Origin of the sequence: Paenibacillus sp. OAE614, assembly GCF_040546645.1 — a bacterium.
Classification (GTDB): Bacteria; Bacillota; Bacilli; order Paenibacillales; family Paenibacillaceae; genus Paenibacillus_AQ; species Paenibacillus_AQ favisporus.
In genome coordinates, this window is the sequence record NZ_JBEPOD010000001.1 from 3,126,576 (window position 1) to 3,150,200 (window position 23,625).

Here is a 23,625-nt window from a genome sequence, read left to right on the forward strand (position 1 = left end):
GTTAGTCGTAAATGGAGCTATCGGATCTGAAGGTGTTTCTGGCCATCGCAGAAGAACGGAACATTTCCCGGGCTGCCGAACGATTGGGCTACGTACAATCGAATGTAACGGCAAGGATTCGCAAGTTGGAAGAAGAGCTAGGTCTTCCCTTATTTTACAGACATCCTAAAGGAGTAACGTTGACCGATAAAGGAGTGACCTTCAGTGAATACGCGAAGAACATTCTGAATTTGTCGGAAGAAGCGGTGCAAGTCGTTAAAGAAACGGAATTTCCTAGCGGACCGCTTGCGATCGGTGTGGTGGACAGTGTAACTTGTCTGGATTTCATGGATACCCTGGCAGAATTTCAACGTAGGTATCCCGATGTTTCGCTGTCTATTTGGTCCGGGACATCATCGGATCTTCTGACTAAAGTGCTGGACCATCAATTGGATGGAGCGTTCGTGATCGGCGAATTTGACTCTCCGTACCTTGTTTCTGAACTTATCCAGCGAGAAGAGTTAACTTTGGTAACCCCGCCACATATGCGCGGCTTCCCGGATTTGTCACAGACGAGATGGGCCGTATCACCGGCAGGCTGTCCATTCAGGAGGGCATTGGAGGCCTGGCTGCGAAGCGAGGGAGTTTCTTTCGATAACATCATCGAATTCAGCTCGCTGGAGACACTGATCGGGTGCGTACGCTCAGGACTTGCTGCCACGCTGCTGCCGGCTTCCGTCTTAGCAGTGGACTATTCAGCATTCGGATCATTCCCGATTCCGGAACAGTACAGGTATACACAGACCTGCCTTATCCGCCGCAAAGATCGTTATTCCAGCAAAGCGTTCGTTGCATTCTCCAAATTGATACTGGATTCCATGGCTGTGTAATGATGGAGTGGAAAAAATCAGACAGCGTCCTTATAGGAGGTACACACGAAGAGCCGCCAGTCAGGCGGCTTTTTTGCTGCTTGTATGGTGCGTGTCTGGTTTGCATCAGGAAACCGTCGGCAGATGCTGTTCCAGCAGCATCACCAATTGCTTAACCATCTCTTCTGGCGGATACGGCATCGAATTTACGATCCACCATTCCACCAGACCCGTGATTGCAGCCGCCACGAATTGTACCGTGATCTCCCGATTCGCTCCTTGCGGAAGGCCATAAGTTTGGACCTGCTCCTCGACACCCCTAATGATAAAAGCCATCATTTGGCCTCTGAACGCGTGGGTTCCTTTTCTTGTCAACAACGTTTCGTAGATGTGCGCATGCCGTTCCAAATATTCAAACGTTTCAAGCAGCGGGCCATCGGACGCAAACAAGGTTGTGTCTTTTCCAGGCATGCAGGTCTCGTACAATTGCTTTAAGTAGCTGTCGATACACTGATCCAGCAAGTCGTATTTGTCGGCATAATGCAAATAAATGGTCCCCCGGTTCACATTGGCCCGATCCGCAATTTCGTTGATCGTAATATGCTCGATTTTTTTCTCCTCCAATAACTCGACGAAGGCTTTGAGTATCGCTTCCCGCGTTTTTGCAATCCGTCTATCCATCGTTTCTCCTTTTTTTGAACACTCGATATGTGTTTGTTGATTTATCGACAAAAGCAAGAACATTAGCGATTGATGCTGTCTTATCGCATTGATATGCTAAGTCTAATCAACATTTGTTGATAAATCAATATTTGTTAAAATGCTGAAGCGGAGGAGTATTCATGAACATATTGGTGTATGGGGCAGGCGTCTTAGGCAGCTACTTGGCGCACGTACTGGTGCGCGGAGGCCATGATGTGACTGTATTGGCCAGAGGCAAGCGGGCGGAGGAACTGGAGCAGAGCAGCCTCGTTATCCGCCACTATATTCAGCGCAAAACGACGGTCGACCGGATCCGGGTTATTCGTACATTGGACGCTGAGGAAAGCTTCGATCTCATCTTTGTCGTCATGACCTATCCGGATTTTCCATCCGTGCTGCCTATTCTGGCTGCGAATCAGAGCCGTCATATCGTTCTGGTAGGAAATAATGCGGATTCCAGCAAGATGCAGCAAGAACTGCAGCAAATGAGCCGGACCGATAAACAGGTCGCCTTTGGTTTTCAGATTAGCGCGGGCCGGAGGGAAAACGGACGCATCGTCTGCATCCGCGCAGGCGGGCAAATGGTACTGGGCGGGATTGACGGGTCAGTTTCTTTTCGACCATTGCTGGAAAAAGCATTCGCAAGCACAAAATACAAGCTGGTGTTTCACGAGGATATGGACGCTTGGCTAAAGAGCCACATCGTTCCAATTTTGGCGATGAATGCTGCCTTGTTTGCCAAAGGCGGAAGGCTGCAAGAAATAGCCAAGGATAAAGAAACACGTACGCAGATCATTGCGGCGATTGATGAAGGTTTCGATGTGCTTGAAGCCTTGGGATATACGATTACGCCTACCGGTCAAGCGGCATTTTTTCGCAATCATAAACGGACGGCCAGCTTGGCGCTGAAAATTTACCACAGCCTGCCGGTAGCCCGATTGGTGGACGGATCTTTCGAGGAAATCGCCGCCTTTTTCGAAGCGTTCGGTGATTGGAAGCGTAATGCGGGCGTGCCTACTCCCCGGTTTGACGATCTCGAAAAACAGTTTTTTGGAAGTAATAAAGCAGAGAGCCGCTAGGCAACGATTCTGTTAACCAACATCCGGACCCCCATAAATTTACCAAATAGGAGAATGAGCAATCGGTGAGAAACGTGCTCCCGGGATCACTGATATAATGCATTTAATTACAACGCTTTTATGGGAGGTTGTTATTGATATGGGTGAAATCATTCTTACCATGCAGGTCTCGCTGGATGGTATTGTGTCGGACGAGCATCTATGGATGACGCTGAGCGAGGAAATTCTCAAAGATTATCTTGACTATTATCAGACGATCGACACGATCATCGTCGGCCGAAACTCATACGCCTCATTAGCCGAATACTGGCAGCAGGCGGAGAATTCATCCGATGCATTGGAGCAGGCCATTGCCAAAAAGATGAACGACATTCCTAAACTGGTGGTATCGCACTCCGATGTGGAACTAACCTGGAGAAACTCGGAATTATTGCGGGTGAAAGACGAGCACTCCCTTGCTGAAGAACTCCAAGCCCGTAAGAAAGCCGTACAGCGAATTTCAGTGGAAAGCGGCGTGAAGACGTGGCAAACCTTTATCGAGCACGGGCTTTACGACAAATTATGGCTGCTGGTTCATCCGGTCGTTGCCTCACAAGGCGAGCAATTATTCGCTTTGGCTGGAAAGCGGCAATCGCTGCAGTTGACGCAAACCAAAACCTATTCCAACGGAGTCGTTGGATTACAGTACAAAACGGAACATATATAATGAATAGGCAGAAAATCCGCAGGTTCCTTTTCAGGCCGAGTTCCAATCGTGCGTTCTTCAGCTAATTTTCACAAACGCGGCAGGCACATCGACCAAGCGGATTAAATTGATGAGGTACATCCTATATGAACAAAAAACCAACAACCCTTGCTTTTAGCGCATTCGGGTTGTTGGTTTTTTTAGGAGTCGGCCGCGGCAAGGCTATAGCTTTTTGACCGATTCGCGTATGACAAGCTGAGTGGACAGCAATATCTTTTTGTAACTGTTGAGCGTTTCACTGCTGCTGTTTTCGAACAGAAGCTTTGCCCCCTCGTAGCCGAGTTCCTCAAAATTCTGCTTGACGGTGCTCAGCGATACTTTGGCGTATTTGGCGCTTTCGATGTCGTCGAATCCCATGATGGATACTTGCTCGGGAATTTTGATTCCCCGCTGGGTTAGCTGCCCGATCATTTCGAGCGCCCGCCGGTCGTTTACGCAAAAGATTGCGGTCAGCTCGCCTTGTTGAATTTGCCTGCATAGCTTCGTATAGTCCAAATCCCGTTCCAGATATAACAGTTCGTCAGCCGGGGCAAGGGAGGCATGTGTCATGGCATTCCGGTACCCGCTAAACCTGTCGACCTCGGTACTCAAATGGAAATCATAAGCAGCAAATCCGATTTTCCGATGACCTTGGGCAATCAAATACTCCACGGCTTCGTAGGCGCCGTCGTGGTTGTTGCACGTAATGCAATTGACGGGATAACCTGCAGGAATACGATCGAGCATGACAAAGGGAATCGACTGTCGGCGAATCTCGTTCAGATATCCTTTGGCCATCTCCGGATGCGCGGAATAAATAAGCAGTCCCCGGTTCTCGGATTGGATCAGCTTTTGAATGACCTCACGCTCCTGATCCACGTCGTTTTCCACAAATTCAATGATGAGCCTGCAGTCCTGCTGGTTTACGAACGACTGAATCCCTTTAATGATCTGCATATACGAAGCGTCATACATTTCGTTGCCGGAAATCATAAAAGTGACGTAACTGGATGTTTTATGTACAGAAACGGCCGGATCGGCGACAAAGCTCCCTTTTCCCCGAATGCGGTAAATGACTCCTTCATTGACCAGCTCCGCCAGCGCCTTTCGCACCGTGATCGAGCTGACGTCAAGCAGTTTGGAGAACTCGGATTCGCTCGGAATTCGGTCATGGGAGCCAAGCTCTTTATTTTCTATTTGCAAAAGCACATAATCCTTCACTAACTGGTACTTTGGCAATGTTGAGTCGTTCTTGCTCATGTAGGTTCACCTCTTATAGACATATCCCTAATTATATCGTACATCGGGGTAAAATATATGGTTCTGCACTGCAGGTTTGAAACAAGTTGCGACAGATACCGTATGCATGCTGATATCCCAACATTCCTTGTAGGTCAGACCCATAATTATTATAATATGTTACATAAGTTTAAGGTTTTACTTTAAAGAAGGGACCGTCCATGGACAAAAACTACACGCCGAAGCAGATGGCCACGAGACTTCATGTCAGCACCACTACCTTGCGGAGATATGAAGAACTGAATTTGGTGCCGGATGTACCTCGAACATCCAGCAATAGACGGTATTACACACCGCTGCATGTACAAGCTTTCATCGCTTTACGCGCCTTAATCAAAGGATTCGAAATACCTGTCAGTTACGATGTCATGAGTTTGCTAAAAAAAGGGCACGTCGAACAGGCACTATGGACAATCAATCTCCATCAATACCATATTCAAGTAGAGAAACAACGCGTGGAAGAAATCATGGGCCTGATCCAGAAAACCGATTTCACCAAGTACAGAAATGTACATGTAACGGAAGAAATGAAAATCGGGGAAGTGGCCGCGATTGCTGGTGTAAACCCCTCCGCCATCCGCCATTGGGAAAAGGAGGGGCTTATTCGCTCCAAAAGGAACCCGGAAAACGGGTATCGGGTCTTTACGTCAGGGGAATTAAAAAAGATCATCGTACTGAGCAGTCTAAGGAAAACCGTCTATTTTATTGAAAATATGAAGCAGCTGCTTGCCGCTTTAGAGACATCTGATCTCGCTGCGATTGAACGCTCTTTCAAAGTGGCACTGCAAAAGCTGAATGAGCAATTGAAACTCCAAATGAACGGCATATCCGAAATGATGAGATACATTGAGCTCCATTCCATCTACGAAGAGAAATAGGCAAGAATTGAATAGGTATGTTCTAACGATGCCCAACCACCTTTTCCTATAATGAGTACATAAGGTCGGGCACGGGAGACATGGCACGGCCAATACATTCTAAAGGAGAGAAACGGATATGAGTTTGAATGGAAAAGTTGCCATCGTTACTGGAGCATCGAGAGGGATCGGGAGACAAATTGCGTTACAATTGGCAGATGCCGGCGCGAAGGTCGTCGTGAATTACTCCTCAAATGAGGCAAAAGCGGTTGAGGTGGTACAGGCGATTGAGCAGGCCGGCAGCGAAGCGGCTGCCATTCGCGCCAATGTAGGCCGTTTGAATGAAGTCGAAGCGCTGTTCACGGAGACGCTGGAGCGGTTTGGACGCCTGGACATTCTGGTCAACAATGCCGGGATCATGGGGGTAGCACCGATCGCTGAAGTGACGGAAGACATGTACGACCAGCATTTCGATATCAACGTGAAAGGAACGTACTTTGCTTGCCAGCAAGCGAACTTGCATATGGCGCAAGGCGGGACGATCATCAATTTTTCAACTTCGGTTGCAGGAGCCATGCTCCCGGGTTACAGTATTTACGCGGCAACCAAGGGTGCAGTAGAGCAGATCACCCGTCAATTGGCCAAAGAATTCGGCCCTAAAGGAATCACGATTAACACCATTGCCCCGGGACAAGTAGCAACTGATCTGTTCTTGAACGGAAAATCCGAGGAACTGATCGAATCCTTCCGCCGTATGAACGCCTTCGGTCGACTTGGAGAAGTGGAGGACATTGCGAATGCGGTCGAGCTGCTGGTCAGTGACAAAGCACGGTGGATTACGGGACAGACGATTCGCGTTAACGGCGGTTTCAACTGAATAATGACGAGTCATCCGCGCTAGCGGAGAGACCTAACGATTAAAGCTTCCGGCTGCGGGAGCTTTTTTCCTTGTTTGGCTATAATCATTTTTTAGCTTGTCACAAAGGAGTATAGAGCATAACATTTTTGTGTAGCGACCGATTTGCTGCATGATGACTATCACCTAAGACCAAAGGAGAAATACCAATTGAACACGAATCAAAGGGCCATCACGTGCCTTGAACAAAATAAATACGACGAAGCGCTAGCGCTTTTCAAACAAGCCGTAGAAGAATCACGGGACGTTCAGTCTTTGACCAATCTTGCGTGGATCTATGTGCATGAAGAGGAAGATTACGAGACAGCCTTGGCATTGCTCCAAGAGGCCATTGCTTTGAAACCGGCATCATATTTTCCATATAATTTGTTGGGTGAGGTTTATATCGTCATGGAAAAGTGGCCGGAAGCATCGGATATACTGGCCCGATCATTGGCGATTCAGCCTTCGGAGGAAGTGTACAATAACCTGGCGATCGCGAAATATCATTTGGGAGATATTCAGAGTGCTGCCAACTATTTTCAGCGTAGTGCTCAGCCCTCTGACTATGCGATGTACAGCCACATTAAGTGCTTGATTGAACTGGGAAGAACGGAGGAAGCTAAAGCGAAACTGGACGCCTTTTCCGAAGAAGACGAAGAATTTGTCGGCCAGGTCGAAATGGCGGAATTGTATGTTGAACTGGGCTGTTTTGAGCAGGCTGTTGAATGGTTTGAAAAAGGATGGAAGTTATACTGGAAGACACCGGACTGGGTTGGCCGCTTTGTGTACGCTTTATTGAAAATCAATGAAGCAAGGCGCGCATATGAAATCCTTAATGAAGTCATTCAGCAAAAAGCTGAGGAAATCCGCGACGCGGACAAAGAGGCGTTTGACGACGATTGGACGGAGGATGAAAAGGCCGAGTATATTCAGAAACTGGCTGAGGAACAGAAGGCGTATGAGGGGCTGCTCCAGCGTATTTCGGCAGGCTATATTCCTCCCATGAAATACGATACTTCCTTGCGGTCCGGCTGTTATTTGTTCGGATGCGAGCGCCATCAACATCCCGAGTATCATGAATGAAATGAGAAATCAGGCTATAATGATGTGGACAAACTCCAAAATGAAAGGAAATGGGTCGCATGAACAACGTTACCAAAATGAAGATCGGCAAACCGGTCAGTGAAGTGTTTGAAGCTTTCGTTGATCCAGCTAAAATAGGGAATTTCTGGTTTACTTCTAGCTCTGAAAGATGGGAACAAGGCAAAACGATTACATTAAGATACGACGAATACGATGCTCGGGGCGATATCAAGATCATGGAAATCAAAGAAAACCAAAAAATCGTGTTTCAATGGGGCGCCGATGGAGAAGGGCATGAAGTTACCATTACCATTGCTGAATCGGGGATTTCAGAAAGTATCGTCGAGGTGACGGAAGAAGGGTTTAACGAAAACGAGCAGGACTGGATACGTCAATTAGTGGATAATAAAGAAGGATGGGTCTATATGTTGACTTGTTTAAAAGGGTATTTGGAATATGGTGTTCAATTGAGAGCCTCCCTGATCAAATAGTTAGTCAAATGCTTGCATAGCCGCCGATATTGTTGAAATAGAAACAAAATCTCCATATAATAGGGTCATGCACCAACGGGCGGGAGGGCAGACCATGAATAAACAAGAACAGGTCATGATGGATTTCAGGGACTTATTTAACAAGATGGCTTGGCTTAATAAATCCAAGATGGAAGACAGTCTTAAGGGGTATAAGCCTTCTGAAGTCCATTGCATCGAAGCCATTGGAAAAAACGCGGATCCCAACGTAACCAAACTTGCGGAATCCCTTTATATGACGAGAGGTGCCCTAAGTAAGTTAACGAAGAAGCTCATGGAAAAAGGCCTGATCGAAAGCTACCAGAAGCCGGATAACAAAAAAGAAATCTATTTTAGGCTTACGGAACAGGGGAAGTTCATTTATAACATCCATGAGAAACTGCACAAAGAGTTTCAAGAACGGGATCAAGCCGTGTTTGAGCAGGTAACCGAGGAGCAATTTGACGCTATGCTTCGCTTCATCCAAGCGTACAGCAGGCATTTGGATGCCGAAATTATGAAACAGGGTATTAGTATTCATTAAGATGGACCCATTCGAATAATGAATAAGAAAACCGCAGGCAGTCGGGCTCTATGGAGCATGGCTGCTTTTTTGTTATGATTATATTGTTGACAGGGAAACAAAATTGCGTTATTGTTGACAAGGAAACAAACAACAACCTTCTGTGAGGTGATGAACATGGCAAAATTCAAAGCCAAGGAACCAGGATTGCCCAAAGAAATGCTTATTGCCGCCTGGGCGATTGCTCTCGGAGCCATTGCCCCAATGCTGGACTCAACGATGGTGAACATCGCCATCGACCAGCTAACTAAGGATTTCAATACGACGCTGGATATCGTTCAGTGGTCCATTACAGGGTATGTTTTAGCCCTTGCGATTGCGGTTCCGGTATCCGGATGGCTTATGAATACATGTAACGGAAAGAAAATCTTTATCGGAGCAGTCATCGCTTTTGGTGTCATTTCGGTGTTAGTAGGCGTAAGCTGGGATATTTCCAGTTTCATCTTTTTTCGTCTGCTTCAAGGATTCAGCGCGGGGATCATAACGACGCTCATGTCCACCCTGTTGGTTCAAACAGCAGGTCCTGAAAATGTGGGGAAAGTGATGGCCATCGTCAGTACGCCTATGATTTTTGGACCAATTCTAGGGCCAGTCATCGGGGGCTTTATCGTTCAAGGCGCCTCTTGGCATTGGATATTCTTTATTAACGTGTTTATTGTTCTGATTGCTGCGCCTCTGATGATGAAAAAGATTCCCGACTTTGAACCATTTGACAAAGACAGTAAACTTGATGTTTTTGGAATTATTGATTTGTCCTTCATGAGTGCGGCCCTGATTTACGGCATTACGAAAGCAGCGGACCATGCATCCTTTAACAATCGTGAAACTATCCTGTGGGTGGGCATGGGTCTTGCCTTAGCCGTCTTTTACTTCGTATACAATCGGATCCAAAAAAATCAAACCGTGCTTCCAATGAATTTATTTGCACACAAGAGCTTCACGGCTGCGAGTATCGGCTTGTTTTTGGCGAATATTGCCGTCATGGGTCCGATGATCATCCTGCCGTTGTTCTTCCAAAACTTCCGGCATTTTACCGCCATTGAGGCAGCGCTTGCGTTAATTCCCCAAGGGGTCGGGATGCTCATTACCCGGCCGCTGATCGGAAAAATGATTGATCGGATCGGCGCGAAATACGTAGTTCTGGTCAGCCTTGTCATATCGCTTATTGGTTCCATTCCGCTGATCTTTATCACCGATCATACAAGCATGATCTGGATTTCCATCGTATTGTTTATCCGGGGTACCAGTTTTGGAGGAATTATGCTTCCGCTTACAAGTGACGCTTATACAGGACTGGACAGCAAACAACTTCCGCAAGCAGGTGTCGGGATCAATATGATTGAAAACCTGGGTTCAAGCTTTGGCTCTGCGATTATCGCAACTGTCGTCGCAGCGGCTCTCCAAGGAATGCAGTCAACGATAGCGAACGGATTAAAGGGTTATCATACAGGATTTTTAGTATCCGCCGTTGTCCTTGCGGTAATCTGCATCCCGGGTCTATTCCTTACCCATAAAAAAAGCGCATCATAACGATCATCTCTTCACATTCAGAGGCAGATGCATTTCATTTTTGCTGCCATTCACACAGCTTCCATAAGGAACGGATGCCACCTGGCATTCGTTTTTTTGCGTGACAAGGGTTCCAGACGGCGGTTAGCGAATACAGGACAATCATCCGGCGCATAGGCATCCAAAGAAAGACAACCGGAAGTATTTGGAGGAAGGTGGTGATCTGATCAGAACGATCTGAACCGGAGGATTTACACAAGGATTTCCTCAAGAACATGGCATGGATAAAGGGAGGAGAGCCCTATCAAACGGTGGAATGATTATTTGCTGAAAACAAAAATGTTTATCGCATTCTCGGCGGTATCCCTGTTTATCGTGACGTTGACCTGCCTGATGTTTGACTACAAAAATGTAAGCGATATCAAAAGCCAAACGTTCGCACTATCGGATACGATTACGAGGCAGTTCAGCAGGACGTTCGAGCTGTATGTTCAGGACATTGAAAAATTATCCGTGTCGATCATCGGGGATTCCATCATCCAGAACAGCCTGATCGATCATTACCATTCCGACGATCCTGTGGAACAGAACGAAATCGAACTCACGATCAACAATCGGCTGTTCACGCATCTACAGTCGAGATCCCAATTGCAGAGTATTTACCTGTTTACTTTGGACCATAATGCTTATTTTGTATCGAAAGCCAGCGGACCTAAAGTCAGTTTTCATCTGGAAGATGAAATCTGGTATCCCCGGACAGCCGAAATCATGACAAACAAGTTCATTTTACTGCCTGTCTCTGAGGAAAATACCGGAGGAGACCGCCGGGAGAAGGTCATCTCTTTCGTGCGGAACATCAACCGCATCCCTTATCGGGACACCCTCGCGTATATGAAGATCAACATCAATGTGAACGTGATTAACGACATGCTCGTCATGTCCGATGCCAACGAATTTGAACGGAGCATGAGGGTTCTCATTGTGACGGACCAGGGAGAAATCGTTTACGACGACAAGGACGAACTGACCGGAAACACCCATTCGGGACTGGGCAAGTCCGCATTTCAGAAATCGCCTCATTCGGGGGAACTGACGTGGATGGGGCAGCGTTACCTGTACACGATCGAGCATTCGGATTATACCAAATGGAATACGGTCATTCTTACGCCGAAAGATTTTTTACTGTCCAAGCAGAAGAAGTCGCAGTATATTCTCGCTCTTGCCGGGCTGCTCGCCACAGTCCTGATCGCCTTCGTGTCTTATGTTTTGTCTCACCAGATCACGATTCCGCTGCGTAACTTGATGAAGAAAATGACGCGGGTCGAGCAGGGCGATTTCAGCCAGTACATGTCCGTAACAGGAAATCACGAAATCAGCAGGCTGAGCCGGATTTACAACAACATGCTGGACAGCATTTCCCGCTTGATCAACGAAGTATACGAATCCAAATTGGCGGAGAAAAATGCCCAGTTATCGGCGCTGCAGGCGCAGATCAATCCTCATTTTTTGTACAACACCCTGAACATCATGAAGTCAATCAGCCGTGTCCGGGGCATCGAGGAGGTTGCCGAAATGTCGGAATCGCTCGCAGAGCTGTTCCAGTACAGCATGAAAAATTTGCAGCACCCGGTCCCCCTTCAAGAGGAACTGAACCATATCGAAAACTACATGAACATCCAGCATCACCGTTTCGGCAGCAGGTTCGAGCTTCACGTGTCCGTCCCTGAGCATCTGCTCCATGCATCGGTATTGAAATTAACGATACAGCCTCTGATCGAAAACGCCATTATCCATGGACTGGGTAACATGAAGTCCGGCGGAAGGATTGACCTTCGGGCGATGCAAAACGGCAGCTCGTTCGTCATCGAGGTGTCCGATAACGGCAAAGGCATGGACAAGGAGAAGCTGGAAGGGCTGCGGAGCGCACTCCAGCATGCTGCACATTCGAGCCGCCGCATTCAAGACCAGCCGTATGGCATCGGACTCAGCAATATCCGTGAACGGATTCGGTTGTTCTATGGGGCTGAATACGGGATGGAGCTGGAGAGCAGCCAGGGTGGAGGGACGATCGTCCGGATTACGTTACCGTTTAGGGATCACGACAGTTGGAATAAGGAGGAGGCTTCGGATGAATATATTTCTGGTGGAGGATGAGCATTGGGCGCTTGCGGAGCTCGTCGAATTGTTCCGGATCTATGAGGCGCAGCACCGCATTTTTGCATTTGGCAGCGGAGATGAAGCGTTGGCCGCGGCCTATGAGAACACGCCCGACCTGGTAGTGACCGACATCACGATGCCGGGGATGGACGGGCTGGAATTGATCAAAGCGTTAATCGGCGTCCACCCAGACCTCAAAGCGATCGTGCTGAGCGTGCATGACCAGTTTACCTATGCCCAGCAGGGAATGAAAATGGGAGTCATCGACTATTTGCTGAAGCCTGTGCGCAAGGAGGTTTTATACGCGGCCATCGATCAAACGCTTCTTCAAATTACAAACGATACGAAAAGAAAAACCGAACGTATGCATGCAGCCGTCACACAGATGCTCTTGTCTTCAGAGACCCCGGAGAATGAGTATACGGCATCTGTTACCGGGAGCCTATATTTTGCAGCATTACTGCAAATAAATGGCCATGCTTCGGAAGAGGGCGGGAAGGATACGGCGCTCGGCAGCGTACGATCGGTATTTCTCAAGCGGCTGCGGGAACAAGACCTCTACTGCATCGACGTTGGCGCGAAGCGGAAGGTCCTGTTGGCAGCCTTAGAGGATGAACAGCTTGTTGCATATTGTACGTCCTGCCTTCAAATGCTCTATCAACAATTAATCCATTCCGGAATTCAAGTGCACATAGGTTACGTCATCAAGAAGAAGGGGGAGTCCCTGCACTCCAGCTATACGGCATTGAACAAAATGATCGGGGAACAGCGGAAGTTCGGGATGTCCACATACGTAACGCCGGACACATACGCTGTAGAGGCTGAAATCGGCGAAATATGGGATCGTGCCAGGCTGCTCCAAAATTTTATCGCACAGGGAGAAATTCAAAAGGGGAAAGATACGATTCAGAGCATAGTTCATGAATTGAAGCATCATCAACTGACTTTGAAGCAGCTGACGCTGTTCATTAGTGATCTTTTCTATTCGCTCAAATATAACCTTCATGCTTCTTCTAACCGGGACACCCGAATCGCCGCGCTCCATGACGACATGCATATACTTCACGAATTCACTACGTATGACGAACTGTCCGGCTGGCTCACCTGTAAAGTGCTCGGGCTGTTCGGCGGGCAGACACCTTTAGATCAGAAACCCAAGGAACTTGTCCCCATTCTGTTAAATCATATCCATTCGAATTATGAGCATGATCTTTCACTTCAGCAGTTTGCCGCGGAACATCACGTAAGCCTCGGTTATTTGTCACGCCTGTTTAAAACCCAGACTGGGTACACCTTCTCAGACTATTTGATCAGGCACCGGATCGAAGCAGCCAAAACGCTGCTGAGTGAGGGAGCCCGCATCACGGATGTCAGCAGACTTGTCGGTTATGAGGATCCAAAGCATTTCAGCCAAGTATTCAAACGAATCGTCGGCGCCCCCCCTAAAACATACGCTCAAATGCAAAAAAGAAAATTCACCCCCTAAAAATGGGCAAAAGCACAGGTGTTCACCCATCCGTAATCCATCTAATCTTAACATACGAGGGAACCCGGGCCCTTGATGCTGCATCGTTTCTCCCATCGAAAACGCATTCAACCTTTGAGCAATCCGCAGGATCAAATGAAGGAATCAGTTAGGGAGGTTGTGTAAACATGAAGATGACGAAGAGCAAACCGCTTGCATTCGTTACCAGTATCGTGTTGATGATGACGCTGCTTGCAGGCTGCGGGGGAGGGGGCAATGCCGCCGAAGGCGATACCGGAACCGCCGGTTCAACTTCGGAAAAGACGACGCTGACGTTGATGGTAGGCAACACAGGTACAACCCTAGAGGCACTGAAAGCCGTAGCGGCGGAGGCTGAGAAAAAGCTGAATATCGCCATCGAATTCGATATTAAACCGGATGGCGGGGAAGGCGACAATCTGGTCAAGACGCGCCTGGCCACCGGCGATATGGATGATCTGCTCGTATATAACACGGGATCGCTTTTTCTGGCACTGAATCCGGAGGAGCATTTTATGGACGTAACGAGCGAACCTTTCATGGCGAATGTGCTCGATTCCTTCAAGACGGTCGTCACATCCAACGGTAAAGTATACGGTGCTCCTGTGGGATCCACCAATGCAGGGGGCATTCTCTACAACAAAAAGGTTTACGACGACCTTGGCTTATCCGTACCGAAAACATGGGATGAGTTCATGGCCAACAACGAAAAGATCAAAGCAGCCGGAAAGACCGCCGTGCTCGCTTCCTACAAGGATACTTGGACTTCACAGTTGTTCGTGCTAGCCGACTTTTATAACGTTCAGGCGCAGGTTCCGAATTTCGCGACGGATTACACGGCCAACAAGGTCAAGTATGCAACCACGCCTGCGGCGCTCCGCGGCTTCGAAAAGATCGAAGAAGTGTACAAGAAGGGCTATATGAATAAGGATTTTCTGGCAACGACCTATGATGTGGCACTGAAAATGCTGGCCACCGGCGAAGGCGTGCATTACCCGATGCTGTCCAGCGGGCTCGACACGATCATGGCCAATACGCCGGACCAGATCAACGACATCGGATTTTTCGCCCAGCCGAGCGACAGCGCGGACGTAAACGGGCTGACCATATGGATGCCGAGCGGCCTGTATATCAACAAAGACACTAAAAACGCCGACGCGGCAAAGAAATGGGTGGACTATTTTGTCTCTCCGGAAGGTCAGGCCGTATTCGCTTCCAAGGTGAAAGCGGCGGGACCATACGTGATCAAAGGCGCCACACTGCCGGACGATTCATACGGTGCCGTAAAAGACATGCAGCATTATTTCGACGAGGGGCACACTGCTCCAGCGCTTGAATTCGTCTCCCCGGTCAAAGGGCCGAACCTCGAAAACATTACGGTCGCTGTCGGCAGCGGCATCAGCACAGGCAAGAAAGGGGCCGAAGACTACGACAAGGACGTGGAGAAACAGGCGCAGCAGCTGAACCTTCCTGGCTGGTAACCGCCGAGAAAGGAGAACTTCATGACCAAAACCAAGATGAGAACGTATTCGTATTTCTTTTTACTGCCAGCCGGCATCATTTACTTCGTCTTTTATTTGCTCCCTACCATCCTGTCGTTTTTCTTCAGCATGACGAGATGGACCTTAACGAAATGGACGTATATCGGTTTTGAGAACTATGCCACGTTTTTCTCCGAAACGTCGCTGAGCATCGGTTTCCGGAACACGCTTGTGTACGCCGTCGTGACCTGCGGGTTAAAAGTCGTGCTTGGCCTTCTGCTCGGTGCCTTCCTTACGTCAAGGGTTCTGTTCAAAAACTACTTGCGTTCGGTTATTTTCTTTCCGACCTTGCTAAGTACGATCGCGGTGGGGATCGCATTCTCCACGATGATGCACCCTTCACACGGGATGTTCAACACCGTCCTGGCCTCTCTGGGCATCATCGGTCCGGATTGGCTGGGCAATACAAAAATCGCGTTATTGTCCGTTGCGATGGTCGATGTCTGGAAGGGCGTCGGCGTCGCGACGGTCATCTATATCGCGGGAATATCGGCGATTCCCCAGGAATATTACGAGGCCTTGAAGATCGACGGAGGGAACAGCAATTCCGCTTTTTGGAACATCACGCTGCCGCTGAGCCGGCCGGCCATGAACTCCGTCATTATCCTTGCATTCATCGGCGGTCTGCGCTCCTTCGATTTGATTTGGGCGATGACGAAGGGGGGACCCGGTTTTACGACCGACCTGATCGCCTCGATTATTTACAAGCAGTACCAGGCCGGTTTTTATGGGCTCGCTACGGCCGGTAACGTGATCTTGTTCATCGCCGTATCGGTGCTGGCGTTTCCGCTCTATAAGTTCCTGACGAAAAGCGAGGTGAACTTATGAGCAAGGGTATAAGCAGCCATCACATGATCGAGGGCATCCGCGGAAGCAGGAGCGAGCGCGCTGACGGCAGGCTATCCAAACGGGCGAGGAAAATCACAATTGGTATCTTGGCACTCCTTCTGAGCACCTTGATCTTTTGGATTCCCTTTTATTTTGTCATCATCAATTCGCTTAAGAATCAGGCGGAATCTGCTGATATGAGCATGGCTTGGCCGACCAGCTTTCATTTCCTGGACAATTATAAAGCCGTCCTGACTGCTTCGGATTATATGCTGATCCGCGCATTCATCAACAGCACGCTGCTCACCGTCCTGTCTATCAGCATCCTCGTTATTGTGGCGGCGATGGCCGGCTTCGTGCTGCAGCGCAGAGAAGGAGGGAGGACGTCCTCCTTCATTAATTTTCTTGTGCTCGCCGGGCTCATGATCCCGCCGGCTATCGTGCCGACGATCTGGGTGCTCGATTCCATCGGCTTGTTCAAGACGCTGTCGGGAATCACGCTTATCGAAGTCGCTCTTCATTTTCCGTTTGCGGCGATTCTGTACAAAGCGTTTGTGGCGACGCTCCCCCGTGAAGTCGATGAGAGCGCCTTGATCGACGGATGCGGAGGCGGCCGGTTGTTTTTAAGCATCATTTTTCCGCTTCTGAAGCCGGTAACCTCGACCGTGATCGTCTTGACGTCCATCAATGTGTTTAACGACTTTGTCAATCCGCTTTACTTTTTCCCCGGCGCGGACAACGCCACGATCCAGCTGACGCTGTACAATTTCATGAGCCGGTTCACGACATCGTGGAACTTGCTGTTTGCGGACATCGTGCTAATCTCGATCCCGCCGCTCATTCTCTTTATTTTCTTTAACAAGAAAATCGTGGCGGGGATGACGGCAGGGGCGGTCAAAGGCTAGAAGAATGACCCGGATAAATGTGCATAACAAATCGTCCGGATCGGTACGGTTTCTGTCCCGATCGACCATGAATCAGAAAATCACGGGGATTATGATGTTATTAGAAAACGGTTACAGATCTTTTAATTGTGGAGCAACGAATGATTAACCGGTGAAAGGGATGAGGAAATGGCGGTCAAAATCGGAATCGTCGGCATGAATGGAATCGGAAATAACCACGCCAATTGTTATAAGGATGACGAATTGGCGGACGTCGTTGCGGTATGCGACGTCGTTCGGGATCGGGCGGATGCCGCTGCGGAAAGGCACGGTGTCAAAGCCTATTACAGCTTGAAGGACATGATCGAGAACGAGCCGGATTTGCAGGTCGTGGACATTACGACCGGAGGGATCGATAACGGAAGCTGGCATTTCGAACCGGCGATGGAAGCGATCGGTTACGGCAAGCATGTGCTCGTCGAAAAGCCGCTGTGCAATGATGTCCGCGAAGGCCGCGAACTGGTGGCCTTCGCTGAGAAGCAGAAGGTGTATCTCGGATGCAACCTGAATCATTATTTCACCGCTCCTGCCGAGAAGGCGAAGGCTTACATGGACGGCGGAGAAATCGGCGAGCTTGTGTATTGTCTCGCCAAAATGGGCTTCAACGGCGGCGAAGCGAATTATGCGCCCGCCGGCTCAGCGAAAATAAGCGGACATCCTTATTTTCACATGCGGGCGTTTCTAACGCATCCGTTCAGTGTGATGCGGCATTTCTGCGGAGATATCACCCACATCCAAACGTTCTCGGACCGGCCGGGGTTCCGCCGCAGCGCCGGTGACGTGATGGTGTCCATCAACAGCATTCATGTCAAGTTTGCGAATGGCGGCGTGGGGTACCTGCTTAGCCAGCGGGGCGATGCGGTGTATGGGCTCGGCGGCTGGTGGAGCCTGGAGGTGGCTGGATCCAAGGGGACCTTCTGCATTGAAAATTGCGTCGAGAAGGTTTCGTTCTGGAAAGCGGAGAAGGGCATCGCTGCGATCAGCGTTCAACCGGAACCGGTCGTCACCGATTTTGGCACAAACGATTTTAACCGGACGTTCAACAACCGGCTGCACGCCTTCCTGGAGGATGTAGAGAACAAGGTGTCTCAGGACCAGCTGCGCGCCAGCGGCCGCGATGCGCTGGCCGTATTGGAATACGTTCATGCGGTTGAGGAGTCCTATGAACTCGGCGGTGAAGTCGTTCGGCCGCATCCGCTGCCGCCGCTGCACGGTGATCCGCTGTACTTGAAGTAAGAAATCTGGATTATATCCATTATTCGAATATTCGAAGAACAAGGAGGAAAACCCGAGATGATCAAGTTAGGGGTCAATTCCGTATTATTCAAGCATTTCGGCTTTGCGCAAGCGGCAAAGCAAATCGCGCTCTGCGGTTACGACGGAGTCGAGATTGCCGCCATCCAGGGGATGTGCGAACATCTGGACCTTAGTCGCTGGAAGGAGCAGAAGAACGAGCTGCTCGAAATCGTACAAGAGAACGGCCTGTCCCTTCTTTCGACGGAAGTGGCATCGCTCGATGAGCAGCGGCTGCTTACCGCGTTCGAAGCGGCCGCCGAGATGAAGATCCCGATCGTGAACGTCGGTCCAGGGGGCAAGATGAATGTCGAGGAGGACCTCGCCGCATCAATCGATAAGCTGGCCAACATGTCTGAGAAGGCGGCGTCATTTGGCGTAACGCTGTGTGTCAAAGCCCATGTAGGCAACGCGATCCACAATACGCCGACAACACTGCGGGCCATGGAGGCTATTCCATCCCCGGCGTTCGGCATAGACATGGACCCGAGCCATATTCACCGTGCCGGCGAGCAAGCCGAGGAGGCGCTTCCTGCCGTGTTAAATCGAGTAAAACACATCCATATCCGTGACTGCCTGGGGAAGGAACAAGGCCCTGGTCCAATCGAGCTGCAGGCGTGCGGAAGAGGAGACATCGATTTGTACGGTTACTGCAAAGCTATGGTCGACGGCGGGTATGACGGCCCGGTCGTGTTAGAGGTCATCGGCGCTTCACCGGAGCATTCGCTGGCGCAGGTATCCATCGTTGCGGCTGAATCGTACGGCTACTTGAACGCGATCCTCAAGAACTTGGGTACGCGGTAAATCCATATTTGGTAAGGAGTGAACTCAATCGACATGAGCAACCGTAAGCGTAAGAATGAGCCTAAGCGTAAGCCAAACGTCATTATTTTCGGCATCGACAGCCTTCGGCGCGATCATATGAGTTCCTATGGTTACGATAAGCTGACGACCCCATATATCGACCGCGTGGCGAAGGATGGCGTCCTGTTCGAGAAGCATTTCAGTCCCAGCATTCCAACCACCCCGGCCTACGCGTCTATGCTGACCGGCATGGACGTGTTCGGAACGGACGTCGTGGCACTCCGCCATGAAGGACCATTAGGCGATCATGTGCAGACTCTGGCCGAAACGCTGGGCGATCATGGTTATAACACGACTTGTATCGGTTTTACCGGCAATCCGTCCTCGCGCGGATTCGGTACGTATCTGGATTACGAGGCTTGGCAGCCCGATGAAACGGGACGAACGCCGAAAGCGCAAAATTTGAACGAAGTGGCCGTACCGGAGCTGGAACGTCTGGCAGCGGACAACAAACCGTTTTTCCTCTTTTTGCGGCATATGGATCCGCATTCGCCTTATTTGCCGCCCGCGCCGTATGAACGGATGTTTTACGGCAGTGACGAAAAAGATCCCGGCAACCGCTCCATGGAACCGGTCTACGCTTTCAAACCGTTTGCCGATTTTTTGAAATCATGGATTCCGGAAGGCGTCACTGACCAGGAATATGTTACTGCGCAGTATGACGGGGCCGTCGCCTATATGGATGCCTGCATTCAAACCATTTTTGCCAAGCTCAGCGCGATGGGCCTGGAGGATGACACACTTGTGATCATCACCGCCGATCACGGCGAGACGCTATATGAGCACGACTGTTATTTCGACCATCATGGAATGTACGACTGCACGTTGGTCGTCCCGCTCATCATCAAGTTTCCAGGCCGCGTGCCGGCCGGTAAGCGGGTATCCGACGTCACGGTCATTTCCGACGTGATGCCGACGGTCCTGGATCTCCTGGAAATTCCGGTGGAGACGAAGTTCGACGGGCGCAGTCTGCGAAAGACGATCGCAGGCGAGGAGCGGAATCGGATCAGCGAATTTTATATCACCGAGTGCACATGGATGCGCAAGCATGGCTGGCGAACACCGGAATGGAAGCTGATTCGGGCGCTCGAACCGGACTTCCATTTCAAGCCTGAGGTGGAGCTGTATAATCTCATTCTTGATCCAGAAGAAAATCATAATGTCGCGGAGCAGGAGCCGGATGTCGTAGCGCTGCTTACGAAACGGATGGAGGATCACATCACCAAGAGAGAGCAGGAAACCCAAAGAGTCAACCCGATCTATACCAATTTGAATTGGCATGGAACGGGCAAGAAATTCACCTCGTCCCAGGAAGTGTATGATTCCCTTCACATCGGGTCCATCAAAAAGGCGCGTTCGCTGCAGGCGAAGGAAAAGGCGGAATCCCGATGATCAGGGTCGCTGTCGTCGGTGTGAATAATATTGGCAAAATTCACTGCCGCGCTTACAAGCAGCACCCGGATACGGAGCTTGTCGCCGTATGCGACCTTATGCCGGACCGCGCTGAAGCGGCGGGACTCGAGCATGGCGTTCCTTTCTACACGGATCTGCGTGAACTTCTCGCCGCAGAGTCTGTGGATATGGTGGCCGTGGCGACGGCAGGGGTTGAGAAAGGGAGCCATCATTTCGAGCCTGCCGTTATCGCGATCGAAGCAGGAAAAGACGTGCTCGTCGAGAAACCAATATCGAACCGGATCGAAGAGGCCCGCAGCATGGTCGCCCTGGCCCGGGAAAAAGGCGTAAGACTCGCCTGCAACCTGAATCACCGCTTTACGCCTGCAGCGTACAAGGCCAAAGACCTTATCGAACAAGGGAAGCTCGGTTCCATGCTGTATATGAACATGCGGCTTACCATTTCGAACCGGCAGGAGGATACGGAGTGGCTGCACATGCGTGCGCTGCATCCGCATTCCATCGACGTCATGCGCTACTTCGCCGGCGACATGAAGCGGGTGCAGGCATTCATGACGAAAGCGCCGGGGCGGAATTCATGGTCGACCGTTTCGGTCAACATGGAGTTCGTTTCAGGAGCGGTCGGTCATCTAACCGGCAGTTACGACGCCTCCATGCGCCACCCGATCGAGTTCTGTGAAGCTGCCGGCACCACAGGCCGGATCGTCATCGACAACGTGTATGAGAGCATGACGTACTATCCGCATCAATCGGATGAACTTACGGTGCTGCGCAATCCATTGTTCGGCGGGATGCAGGGATTTGACGATACGTTCAAGCACAGGATCAACCGTTTTATCGAACAGATCAAGGGAGGAGCTACCCCGGAAGACATCGAGGCTTCCGGCTCGGATGCACTCGCCGCACAGGAAGTCATCGAAGCGGCTATCCGATCGCATCAGTCCGGCGGAATACCCGTAGAGGTGCCGACCAGCCCATAAGCAGGAGGTACTTAAGGATGAATATAAGGCAGGAAGAGAAAGGAACGGTATTATGGTTTACCGGCCTTTCGGGCGCCGGCAAAACGACGACGGCCCGTTATGTGGCGAATGAGCTGCTGCAGCGGGGAGTCCGCGCAGAGCTGCTGGACGGCGACGAGCTGCGGGAAACGATTTGCAAAGGCCTCGGGTTCAGCCGTGAGGAGCGGTTTGAGAACATTAAAAGAATCGCCTACGTCTCTAAGCTCCTTGCCCGTAACGGGGTCCATGTGCTCGTATCCGCCATCACGCCATATGCTGAAATGAGAGACTACGCAAGGCAAGAAATTTCGGGTTTCGTCGAAGTGTATGTTAAATGTCCTCTGGAGGAATGCGAGCGGCGTGACGTGAAGGGACTGTATGCCAAAGCAAGGCGGGGAGAGGTGAAGCATTTCACCGGAATATCCGACCCTTACGACATCCCTTCCGATCCCGACATCACGATTTGCACATCATCCCATTCGCTTCAGCATAACAGCGATCAGATTCTATCCTGGCTGAATCGCAGAACACCGCTAAAAAAGGCAGCTCCTTAGGAGGACTAAGACGGATGAAAATCATTATGATTTCACTGGATACGCTTCGCGCTTCCCGGTTAAGCGGGTATGGTTACGCCAAGCCGACAAGTCCGCATATGGACCGGATCGCCGCCCAGGGCGTTCTCTTCGAACGGGCGTACGCCGCGGATATTCCGACGGAAGTGGCGCATACCGGGATTTTCACGGGCAAAATCGGACTCACAACAGGCGTTGTATCGCATGGCTCCGAGCTGGCTCACCTGCCGAAGTCGGTGCCATGGCTGCCAACGATGCTGAGAAGCGCCGGATTCACGACCTCGGCGGTCGACAATTTGTATCAATTGAAGGAATGGTTCGCCAGAGGTTACCGCTATTATACGAACAGCGTCGGCGGCAACCGCTGGATTGACGGCGTGACCGTCAACGAGCTGGCATTCCCGTGGATTGAGGCGCATCGGGAGGACCATTTTTTTCTGTTCCTCCATTACTGGGATGCCCACACGCCTTATTTGCCGCCGGCAGACTATGTTCCCGACTTTTACGACAGCGGCCGTGATCCCTATGATCCGGCCAACCGCAGCATGGAGCGGGCGTATAATCACCCGGCATATCCGTTTTTTAAACACCACCACTACGATCTGGTCGGCCCCGTAACGGACAGTGCTTATTATGATGCGCTCTATGACGCCGAAATCCGGTATTTGGACGACCGGTTGAAGGAGCTGGACGACCATCTGGCAAAACTGGGAATTGCCGAGGATACTCTGCTGATTCTTTTCGGAGATCATGGTGAAAGCCTGACGGAGCACGACATATATTGGGACCACTGCGGACTATATGAACCGACCGTCCACGTTCCACTCATCATGCGTTGGCCGGGCAGAATTCCATCCGGAAAGAGAGTGCATGGGCTGGTTCAGCAGGTAGACCTGCTGCCGACCGTCCTGGAGTCCATCTGTCAAGAGCACCCTTCACATATTAACCTTGCTCCGCTAACTGATCCTATTGGGTTGGACGGCAAAAGTTTATGGCCGGCGATTCGAGGAGAAGCCGAGGGGACGGCGGAGAAAGTATTTTTGAGCGAATGCGCCTGGCAGGCTGCCAGAGCCATTCGGACACCGAGGTACAAATTCATCCGTACGTACGATGCGGGGCCGTTCACCCGTCCGCCAAGGGAACTGTATGATCTGATCGCCGACCCCGGGGAGAACGACAATCTGGCGGATCAGCTTCCGGAGCTCGCCGATCAATTCGAACAGGAAATCGGCGAATGGGTCAGCAGCAAGCTCAGCGGCCGCGAGGACCCGATGATGCGGCAGCTCGCCGAGGCGGGGCTGCCGTTCCGGAGACGGATCGAGCAAATTCTGTCCGCTTCTGGCATGAGCTGGGACGAATGGCAGCGGGATCCACGGCGGGAGCGGTTTGATCAGGCAGCTTCGTCCTGCCATTAATGGCT

The 23,625-nt window shown here is 50.4% G+C and carries 22 protein-coding genes; 20 read left to right on the forward strand and 2 right to left on the reverse strand.

What is annotated here, in order from left to right; all coding sequences use genetic code 11:
* The first annotated feature begins 11 nt into the window (after nucleotides 1-11).
* On the forward strand, nucleotides 12-869 hold the full coding sequence (locus tag ABIE48_RS14390) for a LysR family transcriptional regulator (protein ID WP_192714143.1): 858 nt from the start codon (nucleotides 12-14) through the stop codon (nucleotides 867-869).
* 105 nt (nucleotides 870-974) lie between these two features.
* On the opposite strand, the gene ABIE48_RS14395 is transcribed toward ABIE48_RS14390, so the two are convergent.
* The gene (locus ABIE48_RS14395; RefSeq protein WP_145019496.1) at nucleotides 975-1,529 is read right to left on the reverse strand and encodes a TetR/AcrR family transcriptional regulator; all 555 of its coding nucleotides are present in this window, start codon (nucleotides 1,527-1,529) and stop codon (nucleotides 975-977) included.
* Between the two features lie 161 nt (nucleotides 1,530-1,690).
* On the opposite strand from ABIE48_RS14395, the gene ABIE48_RS14400 reads away from it, so the two are divergent.
* Both ABIE48_RS14400 and ABIE48_RS14405 read left to right on the forward strand, forming a co-directional pair.
* Entirely contained in the window at nucleotides 1,691-2,629 is a 939-nt protein-coding gene (locus ABIE48_RS14400; RefSeq protein ID WP_145019493.1) for a ketopantoate reductase family protein, read from the forward strand.
* A 139-nt stretch (nucleotides 2,630-2,768) separates the two neighbouring features.
* A complete protein-coding gene (locus ABIE48_RS14405) occupies nucleotides 2,769-3,335 on the forward strand; it encodes a dihydrofolate reductase family protein (protein ID WP_192714142.1) in 567 nt (188 codons plus the stop codon).
* 201 nt (nucleotides 3,336-3,536) lie between these two features.
* On the opposite strand, the gene ABIE48_RS14410 is transcribed toward ABIE48_RS14405, so the two are convergent.
* Complete coding sequence (locus tag ABIE48_RS14410; protein ID WP_192714141.1) at nucleotides 3,537-4,613, reverse strand: GntR family transcriptional regulator; 1,077 nt, start codon at nucleotides 4,611-4,613, stop codon at nucleotides 3,537-3,539.
* 200 nt (nucleotides 4,614-4,813) lie between these two features.
* On the opposite strand from ABIE48_RS14410, the gene ABIE48_RS14415 reads away from it, so the two are divergent.
* The 17 genes from ABIE48_RS14415 (at nucleotide 4,814) to ABIE48_RS14495 (ending at nucleotide 23,620) form a co-directional block, all read left to right on the forward strand.
* Nucleotides 4,814-5,530 carry a MerR family DNA-binding transcriptional regulator gene (locus ABIE48_RS14415; RefSeq protein ID WP_192714140.1) on the forward strand — a complete coding sequence of 239 codons (717 nt, stop codon included), beginning with the start codon at nucleotides 4,814-4,816 and terminating at the stop codon, nucleotides 5,528-5,530.
* 118 nt (nucleotides 5,531-5,648) lie between these two features.
* Nucleotides 5,649-6,386, forward strand: a complete 738-nt coding sequence (locus tag ABIE48_RS14420) for an SDR family oxidoreductase (protein WP_192714139.1) — start codon at nucleotides 5,649-5,651, stop codon at nucleotides 6,384-6,386.
* Nucleotides 6,387-6,575: 189 nt separating this feature from the next.
* Nucleotides 6,576-7,490 carry a tetratricopeptide repeat protein gene (locus ABIE48_RS14425; RefSeq protein ID WP_192714138.1) on the forward strand — a complete coding sequence of 305 codons (915 nt, stop codon included), beginning with the start codon at nucleotides 6,576-6,578 and terminating at the stop codon, nucleotides 7,488-7,490.
* A gap of 59 nt (nucleotides 7,491-7,549) precedes the next feature.
* Complete coding sequence (locus tag ABIE48_RS14430) at nucleotides 7,550-7,981, forward strand: SRPBCC family protein (protein WP_145165178.1); 432 nt, start codon at nucleotides 7,550-7,552, stop codon at nucleotides 7,979-7,981.
* A 94-nt stretch (nucleotides 7,982-8,075) separates the two neighbouring features.
* The gene (locus tag ABIE48_RS14435; RefSeq protein ID WP_192714137.1) at nucleotides 8,076-8,543 is read left to right on the forward strand and encodes a MarR family transcriptional regulator; all 468 of its coding nucleotides are present in this window, start codon (nucleotides 8,076-8,078) and stop codon (nucleotides 8,541-8,543) included.
* A 156-nt stretch (nucleotides 8,544-8,699) separates the two neighbouring features.
* Nucleotides 8,700-10,112 carry an MDR family MFS transporter gene (locus ABIE48_RS14440; RefSeq protein ID WP_192714136.1) on the forward strand — a complete coding sequence of 471 codons (1,413 nt, stop codon included), beginning with the start codon at nucleotides 8,700-8,702 and terminating at the stop codon, nucleotides 10,110-10,112.
* A 303-nt stretch (nucleotides 10,113-10,415) separates the two neighbouring features.
* The gene (locus ABIE48_RS14445) at nucleotides 10,416-12,245 is read left to right on the forward strand and encodes a sensor histidine kinase (protein ID WP_192714135.1); all 1,830 of its coding nucleotides are present in this window, start codon (nucleotides 10,416-10,418) and stop codon (nucleotides 12,243-12,245) included.
* Nucleotides 12,220-13,734 carry a response regulator transcription factor gene (locus tag ABIE48_RS14450; protein WP_192714134.1) on the forward strand — a complete coding sequence of 505 codons (1,515 nt, stop codon included), beginning with the start codon at nucleotides 12,220-12,222 and terminating at the stop codon, nucleotides 13,732-13,734. Before ABIE48_RS14445 ends, ABIE48_RS14450 begins: the two co-directional genes overlap by 26 nt.
* 167 nt (nucleotides 13,735-13,901) lie before the next feature.
* Nucleotides 13,902-15,233 (forward strand): ABC transporter substrate-binding protein, encoded by a 1,332-nt coding sequence (locus tag ABIE48_RS14455; RefSeq protein ID WP_192714133.1) that lies wholly within the window; start codon nucleotides 13,902-13,904, stop codon nucleotides 15,231-15,233.
* 21 nt (nucleotides 15,234-15,254) lie between these two features.
* A complete protein-coding gene (locus tag ABIE48_RS14460; protein ID WP_192714132.1) occupies nucleotides 15,255-16,121 on the forward strand; it encodes a carbohydrate ABC transporter permease in 867 nt (288 codons plus the stop codon).
* Nucleotides 16,122-16,144: 23 nt separating this feature from the next.
* On the forward strand, nucleotides 16,145-17,026 hold the full coding sequence (locus ABIE48_RS14465; protein ID WP_192715278.1) for a carbohydrate ABC transporter permease: 882 nt from the start codon (nucleotides 16,145-16,147) through the stop codon (nucleotides 17,024-17,026).
* A 168-nt stretch (nucleotides 17,027-17,194) separates the two neighbouring features.
* On the forward strand, nucleotides 17,195-18,301 hold the full coding sequence (locus ABIE48_RS14470; protein ID WP_192714131.1) for a Gfo/Idh/MocA family protein: 1,107 nt from the start codon (nucleotides 17,195-17,197) through the stop codon (nucleotides 18,299-18,301).
* Between the two features lie 57 nt (nucleotides 18,302-18,358).
* Complete coding sequence (locus ABIE48_RS14475) at nucleotides 18,359-19,162, forward strand: sugar phosphate isomerase/epimerase family protein (protein ID WP_192714130.1); 804 nt, start codon at nucleotides 18,359-18,361, stop codon at nucleotides 19,160-19,162.
* 33 nt (nucleotides 19,163-19,195) lie between these two features.
* A complete protein-coding gene (locus ABIE48_RS14480; protein ID WP_192714129.1) occupies nucleotides 19,196-20,614 on the forward strand; it encodes a sulfatase family protein in 1,419 nt (472 codons plus the stop codon).
* Nucleotides 20,611-21,615: a Gfo/Idh/MocA family protein gene (locus tag ABIE48_RS14485; protein ID WP_192714128.1), complete on the forward strand. Its 1,005-nt coding sequence runs from the start codon at nucleotides 20,611-20,613 to the stop codon at nucleotides 21,613-21,615. The genes ABIE48_RS14480 and ABIE48_RS14485 overlap by 4 nt, the downstream gene beginning before the upstream one ends.
* Before the next feature lie 17 nt (nucleotides 21,616-21,632).
* A complete protein-coding gene (gene cysC, locus ABIE48_RS14490; RefSeq protein WP_192714127.1) occupies nucleotides 21,633-22,187 on the forward strand; it encodes an adenylyl-sulfate kinase in 555 nt (184 codons plus the stop codon).
* Between the two features lie 14 nt (nucleotides 22,188-22,201).
* The gene (locus tag ABIE48_RS14495) at nucleotides 22,202-23,620 is read left to right on the forward strand and encodes a sulfatase family protein (RefSeq protein WP_192714126.1); all 1,419 of its coding nucleotides are present in this window, start codon (nucleotides 22,202-22,204) and stop codon (nucleotides 23,618-23,620) included.
* Nucleotides 23,621-23,625: the final 5 nt, after the last annotated feature.

Coding starts and splice junctions, on each gene's coding strand:
- ABIE48_RS14390 (WP_192714143.1), top strand. CDS start 12: ATGGAGCTATCGGATCTGAAGGTGTTTCTGGCCATCGCAGAAGAACGG.
- ABIE48_RS14395 (WP_145019496.1), bottom strand. CDS start 1,529: ATGGATAGACGGATTGCAAAAACGCGGGAAGCGATACTCAAAGCCTTC.
- ABIE48_RS14400 (WP_145019493.1), top strand. CDS start 1,691: ATGAACATATTGGTGTATGGGGCAGGCGTCTTAGGCAGCTACTTGGCG.
- ABIE48_RS14405 (WP_192714142.1), top strand. CDS start 2,769: ATGGGTGAAATCATTCTTACCATGCAGGTCTCGCTGGATGGTATTGTG.
- ABIE48_RS14410 (WP_192714141.1), bottom strand. CDS start 4,613: ATGAGCAAGAACGACTCAACATTGCCAAAGTACCAGTTAGTGAAGGAT.
- ABIE48_RS14415 (WP_192714140.1), top strand. CDS start 4,814: ATGGACAAAAACTACACGCCGAAGCAGATGGCCACGAGACTTCATGTC.
- ABIE48_RS14420 (WP_192714139.1), top strand. CDS start 5,649: ATGAGTTTGAATGGAAAAGTTGCCATCGTTACTGGAGCATCGAGAGGG.
- ABIE48_RS14430 (WP_145165178.1), top strand. CDS start 7,550: ATGAACAACGTTACCAAAATGAAGATCGGCAAACCGGTCAGTGAAGTG.
- ABIE48_RS14435 (WP_192714137.1), top strand. CDS start 8,076: ATGAATAAACAAGAACAGGTCATGATGGATTTCAGGGACTTATTTAAC.
- ABIE48_RS14440 (WP_192714136.1), top strand. CDS start 8,700: ATGGCAAAATTCAAAGCCAAGGAACCAGGATTGCCCAAAGAAATGCTT.
- ABIE48_RS14450 (WP_192714134.1), top strand. CDS start 12,220: ATGAATATATTTCTGGTGGAGGATGAGCATTGGGCGCTTGCGGAGCTC.
- ABIE48_RS14455 (WP_192714133.1), top strand. CDS start 13,902: ATGAAGATGACGAAGAGCAAACCGCTTGCATTCGTTACCAGTATCGTG.
- ABIE48_RS14460 (WP_192714132.1), top strand. CDS start 15,255: ATGACCAAAACCAAGATGAGAACGTATTCGTATTTCTTTTTACTGCCA.
- ABIE48_RS14465 (WP_192715278.1), top strand. CDS start 16,145: ATGATCGAGGGCATCCGCGGAAGCAGGAGCGAGCGCGCTGACGGCAGG.
- ABIE48_RS14470 (WP_192714131.1), top strand. CDS start 17,195: ATGGCGGTCAAAATCGGAATCGTCGGCATGAATGGAATCGGAAATAAC.
- ABIE48_RS14475 (WP_192714130.1), top strand. CDS start 18,359: ATGATCAAGTTAGGGGTCAATTCCGTATTATTCAAGCATTTCGGCTTT.
- ABIE48_RS14480 (WP_192714129.1), top strand. CDS start 19,196: ATGAGCAACCGTAAGCGTAAGAATGAGCCTAAGCGTAAGCCAAACGTC.
- ABIE48_RS14485 (WP_192714128.1), top strand. CDS start 20,611: ATGATCAGGGTCGCTGTCGTCGGTGTGAATAATATTGGCAAAATTCAC.
- cysC (WP_192714127.1), top strand. CDS start 21,633: ATGAATATAAGGCAGGAAGAGAAAGGAACGGTATTATGGTTTACCGGC.
- ABIE48_RS14495 (WP_192714126.1), top strand. CDS start 22,202: ATGAAAATCATTATGATTTCACTGGATACGCTTCGCGCTTCCCGGTTA.